The following is a 20,197-nucleotide window of genomic DNA, read 5'->3' on the forward strand; positions in this document are numbered from 1 at the left end:
GACCATGCTCACACAGCTCGGGCTCGAGATCGCCGACACCCCTCTCGCCGCCCCGCGCCTTTCCACTCTTTCACCGACCCACCAAGCTGAGGTGCTCGACACGTATCGCTCACTCGGCGGTCAGCTCGAGGAACCGCAGCTTCGCCCGGGCGCTTGGGACCTGACGTTCACGAAAGGTTTAGTCGTCGAGCTCGATGACGAACTCCACTTCAACCGATTCCGGCTTCTCACCCTGTCCGCTGGAGATCGGCGGCCTTGGGACCGCAGGTACAGGCAGTACTGCGAAGACTTCGAAATCGATTGCCTCAAAGCGGGAACCTGGAGTAAGCGCTGGACCACCAACTCAGCCGAACGCTTGATGGGGGCCGGGGATCCAGTCGGTGAGCTCGGCGACCGGGGAGCTCCCCGATGGAAACAGAGAGCGCTATACGACTCGATGAAGGATTTGGCCGGCGACGTTCGACTATGCCGCCTCTCAGTGTCTGACAATCTCGGGAGCGTGAGTTTGGGGAAAGTGTTGGCCGGTCGAGCAACCTACAAGCCAGCTCGGTTGGCAACTCTGGTCCACAATCGTCTCGCCTCCAACTGATCTACGGCTCATGCATGCATGCATCCATGCATGCCGGCGGAATGCGACTGAGCGACAACCAACGGTTCCCGCTACCGCCCTGGACGCGCCGGCCCTGCTACCGCCAGATCACCGTCATCCCCTGACGTCTCTGAGGCTTCCCGCAACGCGCGCAGAATCGGAGTCACCGCCCAGGCTGCGAAGCCGGGTAAAGAATACCGGCTAGATTGTTGCTTTGCGCTGCACTCGCGGGGAAGGCAGCGCAGTGCGTAAAGCACATCCGCGCGTGTAGGGGAGTTTCAAATGACCATAGACAACGTGGTGAACCTGCTGCCGTTCGTTCTAACAGTGTGTGGTTCGGTATTAGCTGGGTTTCAGCGGCTTGCGAGCGTTCGCTCGCGGCGTTTCGACCGGGTCGCACAGCTGTCTACGGCAATCTCAGAACTCGATCCCAACGACGTAGACATCCGCAAGATTTTCGAAATCGAACGCAAACGTATCGTGGGAATTCTCGGAAGCGACTCGTACAAGACAAGCGAAGGCAGATGGGTGATTGCCCTAATGGGCTTGGGGACACTCTTGGTTCTCGCCGCCGCGGTGGCTACCGCGAACCCTCAATGGATACAAGCTGCACCCGGATTGCTGATAGTCGGCGCCGTGCTCGCAGTTCCGGGCGTCATCGGAGGCTTCATTTTAGGAACCAAGTAGCAGTTGCCTCGGTAGCACCAGCCCGTTCTGGCTTCTGCGTCAGAAAGTATCCGACGGGGCGCCGGCTGGGCGACATGCGGGCTTGTGCCGCTGCTCGGTTGCATCGCGAATACTGCGGCGATCAGCTCGCCGATTCCGAGAAGGGTTTCGGCGGCGCCCGCTGGCTCGTCGTTGGACGGGATTGGTTCACTCATAGGCTTCATACGCAAGCATGCGCGGCTGGAGCGAGGATCCGCACCTACGGTGAATCGGACCCGCGAACGCCGATACCGCGCGAGAAGAGACGACCTCGTCGGCGGCGCAGGCAACACGTCGGAACCCGTCGGCGGGGTTGCCGCATGGAACTGACATCGGACGACCGGATGAACGCGCGGAACCTGGGCGGCGATGAGGCTGAGCGCTTCGAACACACGGGAGCCCGACCTCAGACCATGGGAGGGCACGAGCTGTGGGACAAGATCGTGGGACCCGCCAACCGTGACGACTACCCGGTCGGCGCGACCGCCGACCTGCGCACCGAGCGGGACTACGGCTTCGACAGCTACCCGCAGGTCGGCGACCTCGAGGGTGCGGCGCGGCTAGCGAGACGCAACACCGTCACGCCCGGCATTCCAACCGGACTACGTGATTCCGAAGGCCACGGCGTGCAGTAGGTGGCGGGTCGGGGTGGCGGGTTGTCGAGCGAGCCTGACTTTACCCTTACGGCGAACGATCACGGAGCGCTTCATCGATGCTTTAGACGTCTGCGCCGCCCACTAGGTTTGGTGGGTGTCCGATCTTGAACGCACTACCGACTCCGTGTCGGCACGCCTGTATAAGGGCAAGAGTCGATTGGCAGCCTTCGTCGACGAGACCTCCCTAACAACTCCGCCGAACCACGACAGTTCTACGTCTTCACTGCTGTGATAATCCCGACCGATGAGGTGGATCTAGTCAGATCGCATTACGCACAGATCGCCGGCGGCATCCGCTGGCACACCACCGATCGCGCGAAGGTTGGAGATATCGAGGCTATCCACAACTTCGTTGACTACCTCGCCGACCATCCGGACCCTCTAATCGTGGTACTCGAAACAGACCAAGCGATAATGAGGCGCAGCAAGGAAGACGTGCGTCGCCATTCCTTCATGGCTTTGGCCAAAATCCTGCACGAAATCCATAGCGTGGACCTGCTGGTGTACGAACGCCGCCGTCCAGGTTTGGTGCAGAAACTCGACGACGCGAGCGCTGCAGCGGTTCGAGTTGCTCTGCCCTCGCTCGTGGTGCAGGACGCCGGGGCCCGGGCCGAACCTCTTCTGGCCGGCCCAGATGTCATCGCTTGGACACTTCGGCGCCGAATAATTGCCAGAGAATCCTGGTTCGACCCGTTTACCGACGTGGTCAAGATGTATCGGCCCGAGGGATCGCGGGTAGACGCGATGAACAAAATAGGCCGTTAAAAGAAACAGCCCTCGGGGGCCGCAGCTGATACCCGAGGAACCCGGCTGGCGAGAGGACCCTTCGGCTTTCCCACCTACCGTTGTTTCACCTGACACGATACTCGGGGATTATCTTCCCCGCAACATCACGTTAGGTACAACTCGCTGAGGGCCGAGGTATTCCCCGCGGCGGTCCTCCCGTGCCCATAGGATCCTTGAGGACACGAATCTTGGCCGCCGGCTCGCCATCCGCAACGACCCGACGTCCCGCCGACCATTTCGCCTGTTCCTGGATGGCGAGAGAGACGTGGGCGTTGTGGGTCGGCATCTTGTCGGTGGGACTCGCGGCAGTCTGGGCCGTAACTTACAGGTGCAGGGCGTGCGCCGCCAAAGTGAGATAGAGAAGTGTCGCAGTCGTGGCTGCCGCGATGAGACCGGGAAGAAAGTAGGACAACATGCGAACGGCGCGGTTGTCGTATTGTCTGAGGAAGAGCATTGTGACGAGGAGACCTGCAACGGTCAGAGTCGACACGGCAGGATAGATGTCACCAAGGGTGCGACCGAATTGCTGAGCCTCCGGCGGCACCGGCTGCGGACCGCCCAGATCTCCGAGACCGCTCAAGAACAGCGCGACGAACGCCAACCCGACGACTAACGCGACGACGATTGCCGCGCCCCAGCGAGGGAGAACGAATCGGCCCCTGGCGACACGCGCTAAGCACAAGTAGCCGGCCACGAAGAGTAGAAAACCCTGAGCGATGGCATACGCCACCCCCAGACGGAGACCACTTTCGATGTCACCGCGGCTAATCGCGAATTCATAAGCGCTATCTCTTCCGAGTCCAGAGATCCACAACAGAATCGGAAGAATGGCTGCCGATACCACTATGGAAGCTCCAAGTTGAATAGCGATCTTGGCTGCGGACAACTCCTCCGGCACGCTCTCTCGCACATCTTCCGTCACCGAGAACCGCCGCATTCGAGTGGTTTACACCGCATCCGTCCACAACAGGACCGAATCGCTACGGTTGGGCTCGCGGTCCGGTTCGACAAGCGCACGCACTCCTTCTTTCTAATGATGAGGGTGATCAGCGAGCGTACCGCGCTGTGTTCAAGAACCCGTCGGCATCTCCGCTCTAATCAATAGCGTGTTAGCACACGCGGCTGCGAATGACGCAAGCTCCTCAGGAGTCGGATCGGGCTGTCCCTCTTGGAATCCATCCCGCGGCTCGTCGGGCCAAGGCCAGCTATTGGCGAAGATCGTGACAATGTTCTCTTGGATGGATTGATTCAGACTCTTGCCGGGCTGTCGGAATCTTCCTTCGATGAAGGCTTTCAGTCGATCCTGCCAGCGGGGAACTTCGGCCCACCATTTTGATAGTGAATCTGCCAGGCGGACAGCGTCATATACGTCTCGCCCGACCAGCCAGCCATCTGCATCGGCGATCAAATCGGGTAGACGCCATTCCGATGTGTTTTCTGATCCGGCACCCAAATTCGTAGACACGAAGTGTTCGATAGTCGTAGGTCCGACGAATTTTTTGTAGTTCGCCCACAACTGGACAACATCGAGCGACCATCCGCCGAGATCGCCGATCCCGATGGCGCCGTTGCCCGCCCATGCCCCCCAGTAGATTATTCCCTGTACGACTACTCCGAAATGTTCAATATCTCCTTCGTAGACCGACCGTAGGGGCACTGGGCTGCCAGCGATGCCGAGGTATGCGTTGAGGGACGACAGAACTCGAGTTGCGACAGCCTCCGGTTGTCCGATCACAAGCCCTTGGTAAGGCACATACTTCAGGAACGGGCCGTAGTGGTAGATCTCACTCATCAGGAAATGCATGACGAATGCAGGCACGTTCAAGCCCGACGCTAACCGCTTGTCCAGTTCTGTTTCCGCCAGGAGGATTTGCTCCACAAGATAGAAGTAAAGCTGCCTCTCCTGATCGTTCCTCTCTGGGATCCGTCCGACTTGGGTGCGCGGGGTTGGGCGCGCGTTAGACGAAACCGAGTTGCGGTCGATATTGATGGAGCTAATTTCTTGAATCTGGTTGTACCACCAGTTAGCGGGCATCGGGAAACCAAGGTTTCCCGAATATCCTGTGGACATTCCGCTCACCCAGATCGCTTCGGCGAGACCTTTATTCACAACCTGCGCTGCAACGTTCCTCGTGGCGTAGATCCCAATCTTGTATTCGACCGAGACCGACCGCTTCAGGCCTTCCGCCACACCTTCAAAATACGGCCGGAGAAGCGTTTCGATTTCCGAGGCGAAGGCGTCATAGTCGACAGCGAAGAAGATAACGACGCCTTCTTTGAAATTGAGTTGTCGTGCACGACGCGCCGCCTGCCATCCGTGGTCAAGCCCAATGGCCCGGGTGAAGTATGACGCCGCGTTGTTGAAATTCTGAAAAATGGGCACCAGGGCGAAACCGTTGTTGAAAATGATGTCGAGTTCGCCTCGCGCGAGCGCTTTGCCAGCGACTGTCAAGTATCGTCCGACGATGTTGTATCCAGCCGTTCGCATCTGGACGGCAAAGTCATTGGTGAGAGCGGTGGTCCGGTCGATCATCCTCACTCCCACAGTTCGATCCGGGTCGCCTGTGCTGACCAACAGCGCCGCCCATGTGCCGAAATCCCCGTTTCCTGTGTCATTGATTTCGAGGAAACGCTGGAAGTCGAGAGTTGCAAGCCTGGTCGGCGCGGCGAACGTGCCGGTTCTCGGGACGTCGTAGCCGTTGAATGCGAGAGCGAGTTGAAAGAGCGAAACAAACGCCTTCGCCCCGTCGGTGGAACCGCTCGTGACGACTCCCTGAGTTCGCAGCCCGCTCTTCGTCCCGTCGCCAAAGTTTCCGTTGGCGACGCTGTCGGACAAACCGATCTCGAACTGAATTCCGAACAGCATGCCTCGTTGCACATCGCGGGTGAAATGTCCGTCGCAGGGGATGATTACCCAGGGTCCCCGGCCTACGTATCGAGAGTTCAGCCAGCGCTGACCGGCTCTGACCACTTCGGTGCCGCCCGGCGTGACAACGTAAGCGTCCATGGAAAGCAGCGACTTCATCAGCTTCACGTCTACGCTCGCAACCGCAGTAAGCCCCGCATGACCGCGCAAAGTCGATACAGAAGATGCAACCACGGAGGTCCACGTTCCAAAAACCTCGTCACCAGAATATCCCTTGCACCAAAGTGCCGCCTGAAGGATTCCTATTACCTTCGGTTTCGTCGTCGAACTCGTGATCGATCCAATCTGAGCTGTGAATGCGGCAGTTGTTCCGGGCCCGAAGCTGTCCGAAAGTGCGGTGATCCCCAGTTCGTGCTGTAGTGCCCGAGTCAAGGCGTACATGGTCTGCCATCCGGATGACCCGTCGACCGTCACTTCAGTGAAGCCGGAAACATTCCGGTAATTGTTATTCAGCCAGAGTTGCGCGTTTGACACCCAGAGATCTGCCATCGTTTCGTCTTTCGTGTTTGTTTCGTAAATCTATTCGCGGATTTTGAGACTGGCTTGCACAGCGAATCGTGTCCGACGCGAAGCGTTCAATGACAGGCTCTAATGACTTCAGTTCTTGGAACGAACCGCGTCTGGGATTAGTGGAACCCCGGATCCGGAGACGGCGACAGCCGATTCCTGTCCGGTTCGGCGCTGGGTTGCCGCGAAATCGGCGGCGGGCGCGAACGTCGCGCGACCGTATGTCACTCCGTCCCCTACGCGGGTGACTTCATGCAATTGGGTCTGTACGCGCACGCGAATGATTTCGCCAGCTGGGACAGGTTCGTCCAGCACGATTGTTCCGCCGACCTGAGCGGGTATCGCCGCTAACTCAAAGTGCCGGGCGCGCGGTGGTTCCTCTGGAAGCGCCGCGTCGACGGGTGTGATCGAGACAGCGATGTTGCCGTCGACGATGATTGCCACCCGTGACCCTTGCGGGATCGGGCCCGGGCCTATGCTGGCGACCTCGATTGTGTCTGGATAGGAATACGCGTCACCGCCGGTTCCTGATACTGCTTCGACCCGCGTCCATGTGGCGGTCGTCTGAGCTCCCCATGCCGTCCCTGATACCGACGGCACGGTGGATTCCAAGGCGACAGTTATAGGAGCAATGCTTTCCACCGCCGGAATCAGTTGCACTGTCGGCGCTGGAATCAGTCCGATATTTTCGTTCGGGTACAGAATCACTTGATCAAGCGGCAAGGCGAGAACAAGCTTCGTCGCGACGGACGCCGACGGTAAGCCGAACGTGAGCGTGTGGGTACTGCCCGCTGTTGTCAGCTCGACAGGTATGCGTTCGGACGTCGAGCCCGATTGAAGAACGACGTCATTTCCATTCCATTTCTGGACTCGCGCGTCAAAGATGACGCTGAGTCGTGCAGAGGAGAAAGCGCCCTTGTCTCCGGTCAGTGAAGCACCGAGCAATACACCGAAGGGAACGGTTGCCAGAAAGTCCGAAGTGAAGGCAGTCCCTGTCGTCCCAAAAGCTTCCACAACCGCATGCGTGGGACCGTTCGCCGCCCGCGCTCGCGCCGGCGATCCGTGGCTTTCCAAGAAGATGAGGCTGGCAGTGGCAACTCCCGCTGCCATTAGGTTGCGTCTCGTCACGGTCATTGGGCTGCTTCCTATCAAAATCCGCACTCGCTCACGCGGCGGTCCGGGGGCGTATGCCGATCCCCGATAGACATGTCCTGACCTGCTACGCGACATAAGAGTTGATTTAATGTCGTGTCGATTTTGTGCTCTTTCCTCAGTTTCAACAAGTCGGCATAACGGGGGACAAAGGCTGCACCCGCAAGCCCTTGAGCGATACCGTTCGCGTGAATGTGCCGCCTGTCGGGTACCCAGTTTGTGGCGCTCGTCAGCGCTCATGGGCCGGCTTGCGCCACCCACTTGCCCTCAATAGAGTGAGGTTTACTTCGAATTGAGAGGGTGGAGCATTGGTGGCAATAAGATCGGGAACATTCATCACGAGCGCAATCATTGCGGTGGCAGCGTTCGGGCTGGCGGGGTGCGCTGGCTTCTTATCGTCCAAACCCGACGCGGAAGCTGAAGCGCCCGCGCAGATCGAGGCCGCCGAAACGTGCGCGGCTCTTACGGACCCACTTTCCTCTGAGCACAACTCGACCACGGAGTTCGAATCAGGACAACTCGACATCACTGCGTATTCCGCCGCCCTGAGTGATGCAGAAAAGGGACTTCAGGCGGTACCGGTTGAGCCGGATACTGAACTGTCGGAGGCTGTGAGCGCTCTGCTCTCCTACGAAAAGATCCCGTCCGCGGATGGGTCTGCTCCCATCACGTTGAACGACTACGCAAACCTGATCAGCGATGTCGGCCTGGCTTGCGAGAACGCGGGTAGCAGCCTCACGATCCGGAGCAACACCGGCGGCTAAGCGGCCCAAATTCGCAGTTGTAGCGTTCGGCTATGGAGTCAGCCGCAGTCTTCCGGACACCCCCGGTCCGTAGCGATGCCGATTCGCGCGGACCGTGTCAGCCCGATCGGCTCCTCGGGGTGAGCCTTCACGCGCTCTGCGGCGAGGCGCGTTCGCGGTCGTTTCGCGGTGCTGAGCTTGATCGTGCGACTCCCTCCAAGCTGGCTTCGCGCTGGTCGAGGGTTCGTATAGCGCGGACCATCGCCTTCGAATGGTGCACTCCTAGGCGACTCAAGCGCGACTTTAGGCTTCGTTCCGGAAGTGTTGACATTCGCTTACCTTTGCCGATAGCGTCCACAACAATTACTCATTTTGTCGGAACGCGAAAGGGAATCCATGAAGAAACGCAACACGGCACTCGCCGGCCTCGGCGTTGTCGCAACCACCGCATTGGCGGTGTTCGCCGGAAGTTTTGCGAGCGCTGCCGTACCGTCTGCCGAGGAAGCAGCAGCAGGTTTTCTCACCGAAGAGGAGGTTGACGGCGCCTGGCGCGACATCACCGCCAACTATCCCGAAGCGCTTCCGGCGGGCATCGAGTTCCCTAGTTCCGCCCCGGCGTTCTTCCAGCGGCCTGCCGGGGAAAAGTGGATGTTTGAAACCGAATTGATCGGTGAGATCGCTGCCCGATACTGGCGCTGCGCCTGGCTTGATCAAGATATTGCCGCAGTTTCCGGGCGGTCCTCGGAATCCGTCGACCTCACTGACGAACTAGCAACGTCGACCTGGCAAGACCTGCCCGATGTCCAGCTCGACGTTTACGAATACAGCGAGGGCATCTCCGACTACGCAGCCGCCGAAGGTCTGGACGAGAGCGTCGCTGAGTTCGACCTCGATTGCGGCATTTACACCGAAGAAGGAGCTAAGTAGATGAGTGCCAACATTGCTTCAAGCCGTCGGCCGCTGCGTCGCTGGATTACCGCCTACGTCGCGGCAGCTCTTTTCGGGCTGCTCATCGGCATCCCGTCAGTGGCCACCGCCGATCAGGCGCTGATCTCGGGTTCCCAGAACGCCAGTACGACCTGGTACGCGTATTCCACCCCGAGAACCAACACATACGGGAACAACTTCATGGCCTGGAGAATGCATAGCGATGGCGGGACCGGCGCTCCCGTAGAGCTGCAGCTTCGAAACGCCGCCAACGTGGCGTTCGCGACATTCTCCAGCGCGTACATGACTTGGGCCGACATCTCCGACGGTGGGGCCCCCGGCGTCCGGGCGGGGACGTTCTATATGAACGCGCGTTTCCCGGGGCAATGTGGTGGCTCTGGCTGCGGGTGGGTCACGTTCAGTGGCGACCTCCAGTGGAACGTCAAGTACATCTAGGAACCGCGAGAACAGGCAAAGCGAGCCCGGCTATGGCCGGGCTCGCTTTTTTCTATGCGAGGGATCGTCGGTAGGTATTTCGATTGACGCTGGACGGGCTCATCCCCTCGTGGTGCTGACGACGCAGTCTCGCCGTTAGCGCCGCGGTCCCGGAAGGGCGCCGCCAGAGCTCGTTCGTTTTAGATGCGTCCGCTCGCGTATTCGCCCATTGCCATGTGACGATCATGCTCTGGAGCGGTAAGCGGCTGCATGATCGGCGACGGTGGCTGTGCCGTCCGCGACGTTTCTGATCGCCTCGATTCGGCCAGGGCTAGAGCCAGCTGGCTTCGACCTCTAGTGGAGGATTTCAGGGGAACATCGTCAGACGGGATTCATCACGGCGTGGTCGCGCTTTCCATGCCGCACCTCAGTGCTGCGGGAGGGGCGTCTTCGGAGGCTGAGAGGCCGACGTACGCCGGCAGAAGCGGATCAAAGTGCGTGAGCTTACTGGCGGCCCCGCTCATCCAGTAGACCTGACCGTCGAAAGTGGCCGAGGTCGGATCCGAACGTGTGGCCCAGACAACTAGGGGCCCGCCTTCGGTGCTGAGGCCGGTCCGCTCGTTCACCACGATACCGGTTAGAGTCCACACTCCCAGTTCTCCGTCTGGGCGGGCGCTCAGCCATGACACAGAGTTCTCAAGTGTGCCCTCTTCCGCAGAAACGGCACGGAGGGCCTCGTTCACCACGCCGACTGTGGCCGATGACGCGTTTTGACACGCGGGCGTGGTTGCATCGGCCCCGTCTGGCCATGCGATCGGGGTCGCCGATGCGGTAGGCGTCGACGTCGGTTCGGCAGTTTCAGGCCAGCCCGCGGTTTCACCCGCAGCGCAGCCCGATACCATTGCCAGCATCCCGGTTGCGAACAGAGCGACGGCCCATCTGCGTGCCGCTTTTTCCATACCCGGAAGTCTACGACGCAACACCGACTAGTCCTCGTGAATCTTGGTCCCCCCTCAATTCGTTCGGGATTGCGTGATTCGTTGAACTGGACAAGATCATGGGATCCGCCCACCGTAACGACTACCCGGTCGGTGCGATCGCCGACCTATGCACCGAGCGCGACTACGACTTCGACAACTTACTTGTAGGCCGGGCACCGCTGGGCGCGGCTCGACTGACGAGTCGCAGTACCGTCACGCCCGGCGTTCGGATCGGACAGCGTGATCGGGAAGGGCTTGGTTTCTGACGAGGTGGCGGTCCGGCGGGCGGGTCGGGGTGACGGGTTGTCGGGCGAGTCGAAGGACCAGTTGCTTGACTCTCTCAGTGCCGACGACTGATGGGGTGATTCCGGCGATCTGGCAGCCAAGTTGCGGCGACCTAGACTGACGCCATGATCGACGAGCCGTACCTGCCTTTCTTCACCAGCCTGGTGACTGGCGTTGCGAAGGACCTCGTGGGTTCGGGCGAACTGGACGTTCGCAACCTCTCAGAGCGCGACTTCATCGCGGCGTTGAGCTCGAAGCTGCGCGATCTGCAGGACGCGGGAGCCTTCGAGCCGGTCCTGGTCGAACTTGACCACTTGGACACACTGCTCGGACGGGCGCGCGCCGCCGCACGCGAGGACGACTTCGATTACGCGATCGTGTTCTACGCCACTTGGGTCGAGCACTGGTTGAACATGATGATTGCGTGGCGCGCACGGGAGGACGGTAGCGACGATGCGGCGATCACCGAGTTGATCCGTTCTACCAACTTTCATGCGAAGACTGGCAGCTCCTGGCGAAGCATGTTCGGCGAACCATTGGACGACGTCGGGCTGCTCCGGGATCTGGGACACCTCAGGAATGACTTCCTTCACTACAAGTGGCAGCCGTTCCCCGTCGACGACGAGCGACGCTTCGACCGCAAAAACCATCGAAGCGGGTATATCGCAAAGGTCGAGGCCGCGGTGAGCCGTCTCGTCGGAGTTGAGGACCGCCTCCGTTACCCGGGATGGACTTCTGTCCTCGAGCAATGGACCGTAGACAGCGTCCACGCCGCCCAGCGTGCACCCGCTGTTGAGGTCGACACGTCGCCCGCCCCCTGAGCGTCGAGGCTGGTCAATCGTATTCTCGGGGGATGTTCCTCGCCATGAGGTGGACGTGGTCGACGCCGCGCACCATCGTGATCTCCGACCCGTAGTAGCCGTCCTGAGTCCGGACCGCGGAGGTACGAACAGTACCGGCATTGCACAGCATTGCCATTCCAACCCCGAACCCCACCGGCGCACACAGGAGGCAGAATGCCCGTCGCGCTCAGTACACTTGCCGGGTGACCAGCGCATTCTCCTGGGTGGACCTCGTCTCACTCCTGGTCGCCCTTGTCTCCCTCGGCGTCACCGCCGCGATCTTCTTCGTCGGACGACGACTGTCGTTCCGCCAGCAACGCGACCGCGCACGCGAGATGGAAGCACAGGCGTGGAAGATACTCCGTCCCATCCGGCTGGAGGGGTTGAACAGCAAGATCATCGTGATGAACGTCGCCCGGTACAGGCGCGGCTACAACGGCAGCAACAACGTCACTCTGCGCGGCGGCGCCTACTCGGGCGCGGAGATCATTGAAATCGTCCACGGCGGCATCGAGGTGATAACCCAGGGCGTATCCAGCTACTACGCCACGGACGGGCGTCGCACCCTTACCGTCACTGACCAGAAGGCGCCCAATGTCATCGAAGTCGGCCACATCCCGTGGGAATGGATCGAAGACATCGTCCCTGAAGGCGACGGGTTCGACGGTGCGCCCATCGTCTTCGTCAACCATAGAGCCGCCGGTCGCCGACCCTACAACTTCGTCACGTACAAGGAGGGGGTGCCGGTCGCGTTCGGACCCAACGGCCGCGATTATTACCGTCCCGTCTCCGAATTGGGCACGTTGCGGCCGCCGTTCTTACGGGACTGGTGGCGGTTCCTAAAGTTCTGGTGGCAGACAAGGCGGCGGGAACGGTTGAGCCTGCGAGCGTTCGGGAATCCTGACTGAGGCCGAAAGACCGTCTAAGAGGGACGCTCGAGCCCGAGCACCTGCACGATCCTCCGGATCTCGGTGCTCTGGTGCCATCTGAGCACCAGATCGTACTCGTGACCAAACGGCTCCATCGTCCAATAGCCGACTTCGCCAACCCGGCAGCTTTCGATCGTCCGGATCGGGCGGCCCTCGTCAGTAATCATCGCGACTGCGAGCCGACCCGGCATCCGATTCACCGTTCGCCCGTCGAGATCGAAGAAGTGAGCGCTGGTGGCGCTCAGGACCAGCCATTGACCACGTTGTTTCAAAGTTAGTTCGCTTCGGTCTTCGCCGAGTCGCCCCGTCCCGGTCAGTTTGCCGAGCTGCGCCGCCGCGCGATCATCTTCAGCTTGCATGTCGTCCTCCCCTGCAGCTAGTCGATCCAGGTCCACGCCAGGTCGCCGAGGTGGATCACGCCGATGTTCTTCTTCTGACGGTCGCTGCCGAGCGACACGATTCTCTGGCCGGTCGGCAACTCAACGCGATCCGCTGTGTGGAGGTGGCCGTGAATGAAGAGGTCGGGGATGACACCGCCCCAGAGCGCAGTGACGAGGCGACGAGATCGTCTTGAATACTCGAGTGCCGCCTCGTCCCATCTTTGAGGATTCGAACGCAGCACCGCCTCCACTTTCGCGGTGCCGCCGTCTATCGTCTCGTGGGTGATCAACACATCGACAGGCCCGCCGGCGACCGCCGCCGTCACCTCGTCTAGGCTCGGCATTTCGGTTGGCCACCACGTCCCCCGAGCCCTCCGGTAGGCGTAGTCGAGCGAGGCGGCACCCCAAACGAAAGGAACGTCCGTCCGGCCAGAGTGAATCGGAAGCCGCGTGGTAGAACCCAGACCCTGTCGGACAAGCGGATCGCCTCACCGGGCTGAGATACGAATCGGTGATTCATCCGAGTCCAGTCGTCGTGATTTCCCGGTGTCACGAGGACCCGCTCGATCACTGACGCCTCGCACTGCGCGTCGACGGCCGCCAGGAAACCTTTGCCTCGCGGGCCCGGCAGGATTCCGAAATCACCGGCGTGCAAGATCGTCCCGACCTCCGGCGCCGCAGCGTGGAGAGCAGGGATCATCTCTTGAATCCATATTGTGTTGCCGTGCCAGTCACCAGCGACGGCGACGCGGGTTTCTCCGGGCAAGGTGAGATCGGTCATAGCGCTGCGAGCTCCTCGAAGATCGAAGCGACCCGAGCGGGGTCGCCGCCGTTCACGAGAAAGCTACGAGGGGTCGTCCACGTCTCGCCGTCGGCGAGTCTTGGCCGCGGCGCCAGCATCATTCCGCGGACGAAAGCAGGATGCATCGAGAGCGTGATCGCAGGGACGAGTTTTTCAAGGCCCGGGATGACGGCGCCGCTTCGGAACTGCCAAGCCGGATACCGCCACTGGCGCCCGTACGGAAACGCGTACAATTTCAGGTCCTCACGCATGCGCCGGACGGTGCTCACGCTCACGCCGAGGGTCCGAGCGGCCTGCGCTGAGGTGAGCGACTCGGCGATCGCGACAGCTTTGACCTCCGCAAGGCGAGCCGCTGTGACGTTCATCCGCGCGTCCTTGACCAGTCAGGCCTGTGCGTCCGCGGAGCGGCGGGGCGGCTCGATGATGGTGGGGACGAAGTCGTCAAAGAAACACTCATCCGGGGTGCGTGTATCCGGCGCCTGCTGCAGCTCGAGACGCGGTGAGACGCCCGTCGCAGGATCCTCGGTCTCGAGCCAGACTGCGAACTCGACCCGGGTCTTGGCCGGGATGGCTGTAGAGAAGCTCCGCGAACGCGCGGGACTGCCGGCCGCATTTGTCGAACTGCACTGCAGGGAATAGCCACCGCCGGTCGACCATCGCTCCGAAGAGCCGGCCTGCTTTCCTCTGTTGGTCGATCGCTTGGCGGGAGAGCTGCTTCCACCGGGCGAGGGCGGGCGCGGAGTAGCACGAGCCGATGGGCGGGTCGGTGACCGGGGTGTCGGGGAGGGCTTCGAGCATGCGGGCGGCGAGGGCTTCGGGCGTCGCGTAGAGCTCTCCTGCGCGTTTGAAGTCGATCTCTGTCAGCCGCTCGCCGACCGCAGCGGCAAGAAGAGCGCGGGTCGCGGCGCCGGTGGGCTCAGTCGGCGAGTTCATAGCGTCGATAGTAATAGACAATTTTGCTGTGTCAACGGGGGTCAGGAAGTAGGCTCCCGGCCTTCCCGCGCCAGAGTTCGGGCGTTGTCCGCGCATGTATAGGGGGAGGTGAAAATTTCACTCCCTCCCGAGCGGAACGAGACAACCATGAACTACACGCCGAGGATCGACGAGCAGGCCTGGACACCCATCAGAGACTTCATCTACACGGCGGTCGCGGCATGCGCTGGGAAGACCGCCTACGCGGATCACGACCTGTACCAGGCGAGCACAGGTTTGGCGTCTTGGGCACGATCGGCAACTGATCTACCCCTGTCCGAGGAGCTCTTCGCGCCAAGCGCGATCGAGGACTTCGTGCGTCGGGGTCTTCCGGCATACTCGCCTGCGTCGCGAGGCAACCGGCGCTCGATCCTTTTGCGGATGTCGGAGGCGATCCTGGGTGAACGGGCATCGCGCGTGCGGTTGGAGTCGCTCCCGTCCTCCACGCCTAGCAAGCCGTACTCGGATCGGGAGTTGCGGGGTCTGCGTGATTGGGCCCTCCGTTCGTCCACGTCACGGCGACCGCGGGCGTTCGCTCTCCTCGGTCTCGGGGTGGGCGCGGGCCTTTCCACCGGCGAGATCACGGCCGCGCTGTGCGCCGACGTCCGCGAGACCGAATCCGGGTTGACGATCTCCGTCCGCGGGCAGCGTGCCAGAACCGTCACAATCTCCCCGGAATGGGCCGAGGCTGTCCGAGAAGCGATCGACGGCGGTAGTGCTGGGGATTGGATCTTCTGCCCCGACCGCACGACCGGCGGCAAAAACATGGTCACGAATTTCCTCGCGCCCGACCGCTCGGCGGCCGTCAACGTGCAGAGGATGCGAGCGACTTGGATCGTCCGACAGCTGCGGGAAGGCGCCCCCGCGGTCCAGCTGATGCGGGATGCCGGCGTCAGCCGCATGACTGCGCTCAGCAGGTTCGTGCCCTTTGTGGATGCGGCATAGGGTCGCGGACGCAGGCCGCCTTCACCGACTCGTGAACGAGTAGCGGATAGCGAGTAGCGCGACAAGTGCGCTTCGAGGGCGGACTGCCCACGCTTTGGAGGGGTCCGCGAGGTTCATAGGCGGGTGGATCTCGGCGCCGGTCGGGTTGCGGTCGGACACCTCGCGAGCAACTCCGTCGGGCGAGTTGAACAGGCGGCAGGTCACCTGTTTCGGCTTCACCGACTCCTCCCTAGCGGGGAGACGGTCAGAAGTCGATCACGCCTTGCCGACACCGCGCGGGCCCTTTGCCGTGCGCGGCGGAGGTACGCGTCCCTCGGCATCGGCGTAGACGTCAATGGGAGTCCCGATGCTGGTCATCAGATGGGCCAACACTTTCTCTACCCCAGCGGAACCGGCAGAGAAGTCCTTGCGGTTCGGATGAGTCATAGGGAACCAGTCAGGTGCATCTATGTCGGCGCCGGGGAGATGAGCAACGGCGAACGCGAAGCCGTTGAATTCGAAGGTCGCAATGAACCAGTCTCGATTTTCGCGTTCGGCGGTGAAGCTAATGACGCGGAATCGAAAGAAGGCTTCCGTGACGATCGCGGTCGCTCGCGCCCAGATCATGAGTCCGGGATCCAAGTCGCCAGTGTCGACGCTTTGCCGCAAGGTCTCCGGAACCTTGATGTTGGCCGCGGCACCTAGGGTGGCGGCTGTCTTTGCCATCCAATGATTCACTAGCGCACCGTTCGCAGGGTCCGCTAGCTTTCCTCTGTCGAAAAGTTGGCTGACCGGAGCTTCGAGCGACTTGCCCAGCCTGCTGTTGCAGGGCTCGCAGAGCACCCCGGCCACGACCGGCATCAGTTGGAGCTTATCCGCGAGCCATTTGGGGGTGCAGTGCTCCCGATTGACGTCATGCGAGCCGCAGATGAAACATGACTGTGGAAAGGTAGCGGGGAAGAAGATCTTTTTGCGGTCGCCGTAGTACACCCACAGGCGGTCGTCGGCATCGAGACCGGGCCCTGAGAACGGATGGGACGAGCCAGGCACGATAGCTTTCCAGTCCTCCGACACGCGCAAGATATTGTCCCGGCCTTTGGCGCCGACGCTCCCTTTGTGGAGGGCGACCGTCGCGTAAGGCATCGTGCTGCCGAGGGCTAATGTTGCCACCTGAATTGCTTTCCCCGACTCGCCGACCAAGACGACCCCCACGTTCCCCAGATGCCTGATGAACCAGGCCGTGCGCTCGTCCAAATCAACCGTGAAGAAGGGCTTGGAATTGCCGTCCAGCACCGTCAGCCGCGTGTCCTGCATGCGGACGACCACTGTCGGATCAACGGTCTGGACCATCGGAAGCCGGATCTGGTCGGCCTGCACCGTGGTGAAATCGACACGGGTGCGGAGGTATCCGTGGGCTGCGGGATGCATTATGACGACCGGCACGAGCAGTATCTGCCGCTGCGGCGTAGTTATGAGGTCGCGTCCCGCACTATCTACCTCACCCATGTGGTTGGCATCGGCGTAGCTGACACCCCACTCAACATCAGGCTCTTCCGAGCGTCGTGAAACGAGCTTGGACCCCAATTTATCAAAGTGGATCATCTAGTCCCCCTGCCGAAGTCGCCCCAAACGACGCACCCCAACGGTATCGGAAGCACCTACGGATAGATGCCCTGTGTGTCGCGTCGGACTTGCACCGCTATCTCGGAACTCGGGAACGCATTTCTGGCGCTCCGGCCATATTGGTGGGATGGAGACGGAGCCGAAGACGGTCGCAAACCGGGGAGATTTCGGCCGTAGCGGCTTCCGTTTGCTGATTCGCAGACCGTTCCGCAGGTCAATCGTCTTACAGGTGCTGAACGGCCGGTCTCGAGGTGCACCCGACCCCCGCGTTTGTCCCAATTGAGGCGCCGATGCTCGCAACTTTAAGACGGCGATTCCTATTCAATGCGCGGAACTTCAAGGACCACTTGTACAGATGGTCGACCGCGTTTATTCTAATCGACGTGGCGAGCGCAAACGGCGAGGCGGATCGGCCGTACGAGCCGTCGATCGATACGGCGGTCTGGCTCGCCGTCAGGGAGTTCGTGACTGAAGCCGTGGCCGACGCCCTAGGGAAGACGCCATACAAAGAGGCCACGCTGAACGTAGCAACCACCCGGTTGGCGGCTTGGGCGTGGCAGACTGCGGGCCTGCCTCTGGAGCGCCCGACCATCTTCAACCGGGACACGATCGCCAGGTTCATCGCCGTCGGCTGCGGAGATTGGAAGCCGGCGGCCCGTGGCAACCTCAGGTCGCAGTTGCTGAGGATGTCCGAGGTGCTTCTCGGCAGGACCGTCTCGCTCCGCAGGCTCGGAGCGCTACCTCCGTCGGACCCGTCGAGGCCGTACACGCGGGCGGAATTGATCCAGCTGCGGATTTGGGCGTCGTCGCAGTCGACGCTGTTCCGACGGACGAACGCTGCCGTGCTTCTCGCTCTTGGCGCCGGGGCTGGGCTCTCCGCTTCTGAGATCGGCGAGCTGCGTGTAGAACAGTTGGCAGTACTGGACGAAGGTGTCACGGTGACGGTCGCCGGCGAGCGTAGGCGTGAGGTGCCCGTTCGAAGGATCTGGGAGCCAGCTCTCATAGATCGCGTTCGGACGTCGCCGGCGGACAGCTACGCGTTCCGTGAAAACCATACCGCCAACTATCCGAACCTCATCTCGAGCTTCGTCGTCCGCAGCGGCACAATGCAAGTGCGGCCGACGAGCCAGCGACTCCGCGCCACCTGGATCGTCCACCATCTAAGCACTGGCGTTCCGGTAGTGGCGCTGATGCGCGCAGCCGGGGTGGACTCCCTCGAGGCGTTCACCAGGTACGTGAGATTTGTGAGAGAAGGGGAAACCGACATGGAGGACCTCCGGAGGTAGTACTGATTACGCGCGCTGGAGCCGGCGCAACGGTAAACCTTCTCGAAGTCGCCGGCGCCTGCTGACTTGCTCGAAAGCTGGCTCCAGAAACAAGTGCCAAGCGATTTAGAGTTCTTTCGCCCGGTAACCGGAAGTGTCGGTGCCTACCCCTACCGTCGGAACACCGGCACCCGGCCCGGATCACCCGAGAGGCACTCAATGGAACTCAGCAAGCTGCGCGAAACCGTCACCGAAACGAACGACGAATACTGGCACCAGCTCGTGGTCGGCCCTTACTACCACGATCGCCCATTTGTAGAAGGTGACAACTACACGGGCACTAGTCACAGCCATTACAACCGAGCAGTTCTACACAGTGACGTGAACGTATCGCTCGAGTGGGGTTATGAGCACGAGACCAACGAAGACGGCGATTACCCATGGTCGGACTTCCCCGATAAGAAAGTCCGATCGATGTTCGTGGATGTGTTCTACGCAGGCTCGCTCGTCGACCGAAACGTGCTCTACGTCGTCGACGGCCACCGCGCCATCCTCCCCAATTACCGAACCGTCCGCACCGACGATGGCGGACCGTTCGAGTTCGACAATGCCACTTGGGAACACCGGGTCTCGAAGTGGGAGTTCCTGCTTGCTCAGCTCATCAATCAGTTGTCGGGCAACTCTGAGTTCGAGAGTTACTTTGCGAGGTCAGGCCTCGTTCGAGCCTGACCTATCAGCCCCGGCAGCCACGCGGTGGATGCCGGGGCGCGTTCGGTCACGTGACATCCGCGCTTGCGCCTCGCCGGATCGCATCGATCGTTGTCCTCGACACGGATGCCGGCGGGGCACCGCGAAGGGAGCCATCCGCGGGTTCACCCAAGCGCGGCGCTAGCGCCAGACGTTCAATAGCTCTCGACGAGCCCGTTCGGCCGGCTCGCGGGGGCAAACACCCCGGGCAGCAGTCGCTCAGCCGTCGCCACGTCTTCGAGTCGCATGATGATCTCGCCGCGCAACATTCGCGAGAAGCGTGCGTAGTTCAGCCGATTCACCTCGGCGAATGCCTTCGTCGTACCCGGGCCGCTCGAACGTATCGACGACCGGATCAGATGGGCGTACTTATGCTGAGCTTGAGCCGCCCTCAGACGGTCGAGATCGGCGACTGAAGTCATGTTTTCGCGCCACTGGACGAGCTTCGTCAGACTGCCGAAATGGAGGGGGTTGAGCGCGTAGTCGCGCGGTACGTATCGCGAGTCGGCCACTGGTTGAGCATAGTCGAGTGTGCGCTGTTAGCTCTCTCTTGACGAAGTTAATTCCCGGATGTGCGTCTTCAGCGCACTCAACGAGCGCTCTAGAGCAGAATACGATCTAGTGCCGCGCGTGGTTCTAGTGTGAAAACCTACTCAGCCTTCTACGGCAACCAAATCCATCAGTCCGAGACAAGCGTCGACCGAGCGTATTTCGGCGAACCGATGCGCTCAGTCCAGGTCAACCAGACCCGGCCAGAGGACCGTCCGAAACCCGTTCTCAAGTTTCGCTATCGTCTCGAGATCCGGCCAGGTGCGGCCCTGCAGGATCCCTTGGATGCTCGAGTGGTCAACGCCAGTGAGTTCTTCAGCACCGCGGAGGCTCATGCCGTCCATGGCAGCCTGCAGGTTCAAGACGAACTGCCGGGCGACCTCGCCGCTGGTGTCGTCGGAGGGCACGTCGGGCCATTTCTTCGTGCGTTCGCTGGGCGAGGAGCGGAACGGCCGGGACATGACTCGAGCGTA

General features: G+C 61.3%; 23 protein-coding genes. 12 read left to right on the top strand and 11 right to left on the bottom strand.

The features are described from left to right. Positions 1-4: 4 nt before the first annotated feature. From ABIE21_RS16330 to ABIE21_RS16345, 4 genes are all read left to right on the top strand, one after another. Positions 5-589, top strand: a complete 585-nt coding sequence (locus tag ABIE21_RS16330) for a DUF7255 family protein (protein ID WP_354025915.1) — start codon at positions 5-7, stop codon at positions 587-589. Between the two features lie 282 nt (positions 590-871). Continuing rightward, on the top strand, positions 872-1,276 hold the full coding sequence (locus ABIE21_RS16335) for a hypothetical protein (RefSeq protein ID WP_354025916.1): 405 nt from the start codon (positions 872-874) through the stop codon (positions 1,274-1,276). Between the two features lie 338 nt (positions 1,277-1,614). After that, positions 1,615-1,929, top strand: coding sequence for a hypothetical protein (locus ABIE21_RS16340; protein ID WP_354025917.1), 315 nt, complete (start codon positions 1,615-1,617; stop codon positions 1,927-1,929). A gap of 270 nt (positions 1,930-2,199) precedes the next feature. After that, the gene (locus ABIE21_RS16345; protein ID WP_354025918.1) at positions 2,200-2,715 is read left to right on the top strand and encodes a hypothetical protein; all 516 of its coding nucleotides are present in this window, start codon (positions 2,200-2,202) and stop codon (positions 2,713-2,715) included. Positions 2,716-3,058: 343 nt separating this feature from the next. Here ABIE21_RS16345 and ABIE21_RS16350 read toward each other — a convergent pair whose 3' ends face one another. The 3 genes from ABIE21_RS16350 to ABIE21_RS16360 form a co-directional block, all read right to left on the bottom strand. Continuing rightward, positions 3,059-3,673 carry a hypothetical protein gene (locus ABIE21_RS16350; protein ID WP_354025919.1) on the bottom strand — a complete coding sequence of 205 codons (615 nt, stop codon included), beginning with the start codon at positions 3,671-3,673 and terminating at the stop codon, positions 3,059-3,061. Positions 3,674-3,805: 132 nt separating this feature from the next. After that, a complete protein-coding gene (locus ABIE21_RS16355; protein WP_354025920.1) occupies positions 3,806-6,151 on the bottom strand; it encodes a glycoside hydrolase domain-containing protein in 2,346 nt (781 codons plus the stop codon). A gap of 108 nt (positions 6,152-6,259) precedes the next feature. Further along, entirely contained in the window at positions 6,260-7,303 is a 1,044-nt protein-coding gene (locus ABIE21_RS16360; RefSeq protein WP_354025921.1) for a hypothetical protein, read from the bottom strand. 329 nt (positions 7,304-7,632) lie between these two features. On the opposite strand from ABIE21_RS16360, the gene ABIE21_RS16365 reads away from it, so the two are divergent. The 5 genes from ABIE21_RS16365 to ABIE21_RS16385 all read left to right on the top strand — a co-directional run bounded on the left by ABIE21_RS16365 (position 7,633) and on the right by ABIE21_RS16385 (position 12,441). Next, the gene (locus ABIE21_RS16365) at positions 7,633-8,085 is read left to right on the top strand and encodes a hypothetical protein (protein WP_354025922.1); all 453 of its coding nucleotides are present in this window, start codon (positions 7,633-7,635) and stop codon (positions 8,083-8,085) included. A gap of 375 nt (positions 8,086-8,460) precedes the next feature. After that, a complete protein-coding gene (locus ABIE21_RS16370) occupies positions 8,461-8,991 on the top strand; it encodes a hypothetical protein (RefSeq protein WP_354025923.1) in 531 nt (176 codons plus the stop codon). After that, entirely contained in the window at positions 8,992-9,447 is a 456-nt protein-coding gene (locus tag ABIE21_RS16375; RefSeq protein ID WP_354025924.1) for a hypothetical protein, read from the top strand. A 1,369-nt stretch (positions 9,448-10,816) separates the two neighbouring features. Next, positions 10,817-11,512: a hypothetical protein gene (locus tag ABIE21_RS16380; RefSeq protein WP_354025925.1), complete on the top strand. Its 696-nt coding sequence runs from the start codon at positions 10,817-10,819 to the stop codon at positions 11,510-11,512. 224 nt (positions 11,513-11,736) lie between these two features. Then, positions 11,737-12,441 carry a hypothetical protein gene (locus tag ABIE21_RS16385; protein ID WP_354025926.1) on the top strand — a complete coding sequence of 235 codons (705 nt, stop codon included), beginning with the start codon at positions 11,737-11,739 and terminating at the stop codon, positions 12,439-12,441. A 14-nt stretch (positions 12,442-12,455) separates the two neighbouring features. On the opposite strand, the gene ABIE21_RS16390 is transcribed toward ABIE21_RS16385, so the two are convergent. From ABIE21_RS16390 to ABIE21_RS16410, 5 genes are all read right to left on the bottom strand, one after another. After that, the gene (locus tag ABIE21_RS16390) at positions 12,456-12,821 is read right to left on the bottom strand and encodes a hypothetical protein (RefSeq protein ID WP_354025927.1); all 366 of its coding nucleotides are present in this window, start codon (positions 12,819-12,821) and stop codon (positions 12,456-12,458) included. Positions 12,822-12,838: 17 nt separating this feature from the next. Then, the gene (locus tag ABIE21_RS16395) at positions 12,839-13,168 is read right to left on the bottom strand and encodes a hypothetical protein (RefSeq protein WP_354025928.1); all 330 of its coding nucleotides are present in this window, start codon (positions 13,166-13,168) and stop codon (positions 12,839-12,841) included. Between the two features lie 5 nt (positions 13,169-13,173). Continuing rightward, positions 13,174-13,623 carry a metallophosphoesterase gene (locus tag ABIE21_RS16400; RefSeq protein ID WP_354025929.1) on the bottom strand — a complete coding sequence of 150 codons (450 nt, stop codon included), beginning with the start codon at positions 13,621-13,623 and terminating at the stop codon, positions 13,174-13,176. After that, the gene (locus ABIE21_RS16405) at positions 13,620-14,009 is read right to left on the bottom strand and encodes a helix-turn-helix domain-containing protein (protein WP_354025930.1); all 390 of its coding nucleotides are present in this window, start codon (positions 14,007-14,009) and stop codon (positions 13,620-13,622) included. Before ABIE21_RS16405 ends, ABIE21_RS16400 begins: the two co-directional genes overlap by 4 nt. A gap of 88 nt (positions 14,010-14,097) precedes the next feature. Further along, the gene (locus ABIE21_RS16410) at positions 14,098-14,577 is read right to left on the bottom strand and encodes a hypothetical protein (protein WP_354025931.1); all 480 of its coding nucleotides are present in this window, start codon (positions 14,575-14,577) and stop codon (positions 14,098-14,100) included. Positions 14,578-14,724: 147 nt separating this feature from the next. Here ABIE21_RS16410 and ABIE21_RS16415 point away from each other — a divergent pair, with 147 nt between their 5' ends. Further along, complete coding sequence (locus ABIE21_RS16415) at positions 14,725-15,561, top strand: hypothetical protein (RefSeq protein ID WP_354025932.1); 837 nt, start codon at positions 14,725-14,727, stop codon at positions 15,559-15,561. A 255-nt stretch (positions 15,562-15,816) separates the two neighbouring features. On the opposite strand, the gene ABIE21_RS16420 is transcribed toward ABIE21_RS16415, so the two are convergent. Further along, the gene (locus tag ABIE21_RS16420; RefSeq protein WP_354025933.1) at positions 15,817-17,142 is read right to left on the bottom strand and encodes a hypothetical protein; all 1,326 of its coding nucleotides are present in this window, start codon (positions 17,140-17,142) and stop codon (positions 15,817-15,819) included. 404 nt (positions 17,143-17,546) lie between these two features. Between ABIE21_RS16420 and ABIE21_RS16425 the strand changes: the two genes are divergently transcribed. Next, complete coding sequence (locus ABIE21_RS16425) at positions 17,547-18,449, top strand: hypothetical protein (RefSeq protein ID WP_354025934.1); 903 nt, start codon at positions 17,547-17,549, stop codon at positions 18,447-18,449. A 198-nt stretch (positions 18,450-18,647) separates the two neighbouring features. Further along, the gene (locus tag ABIE21_RS16430; protein WP_354025935.1) at positions 18,648-19,157 is read left to right on the top strand and encodes a hypothetical protein; all 510 of its coding nucleotides are present in this window, start codon (positions 18,648-18,650) and stop codon (positions 19,155-19,157) included. A 173-nt stretch (positions 19,158-19,330) separates the two neighbouring features. Here the strand turns inward: ABIE21_RS16430 and ABIE21_RS16435 are convergent, their stop codons facing one another. Together ABIE21_RS16435 and ABIE21_RS16440 are read right to left on the bottom strand one after the other, a co-directional pair. Then, positions 19,331-19,687 (bottom strand): hypothetical protein, encoded by a 357-nt coding sequence (locus tag ABIE21_RS16435; protein WP_354025936.1) that lies wholly within the window; start codon positions 19,685-19,687, stop codon positions 19,331-19,333. Positions 19,688-19,903: 216 nt separating this feature from the next. Beyond that, a complete protein-coding gene (locus ABIE21_RS16440; protein ID WP_354025937.1) occupies positions 19,904-20,185 on the bottom strand; it encodes a helix-turn-helix domain-containing protein in 282 nt (93 codons plus the stop codon). Between the last annotated feature and the right edge of the window lie 12 nt (positions 20,186-20,197).

The organism is Conyzicola nivalis (assembly GCF_040548875.1).
GTDB lineage: Bacteria > Actinomycetota > Actinomycetes > Actinomycetales > Microbacteriaceae > Conyzicola > Conyzicola nivalis_A.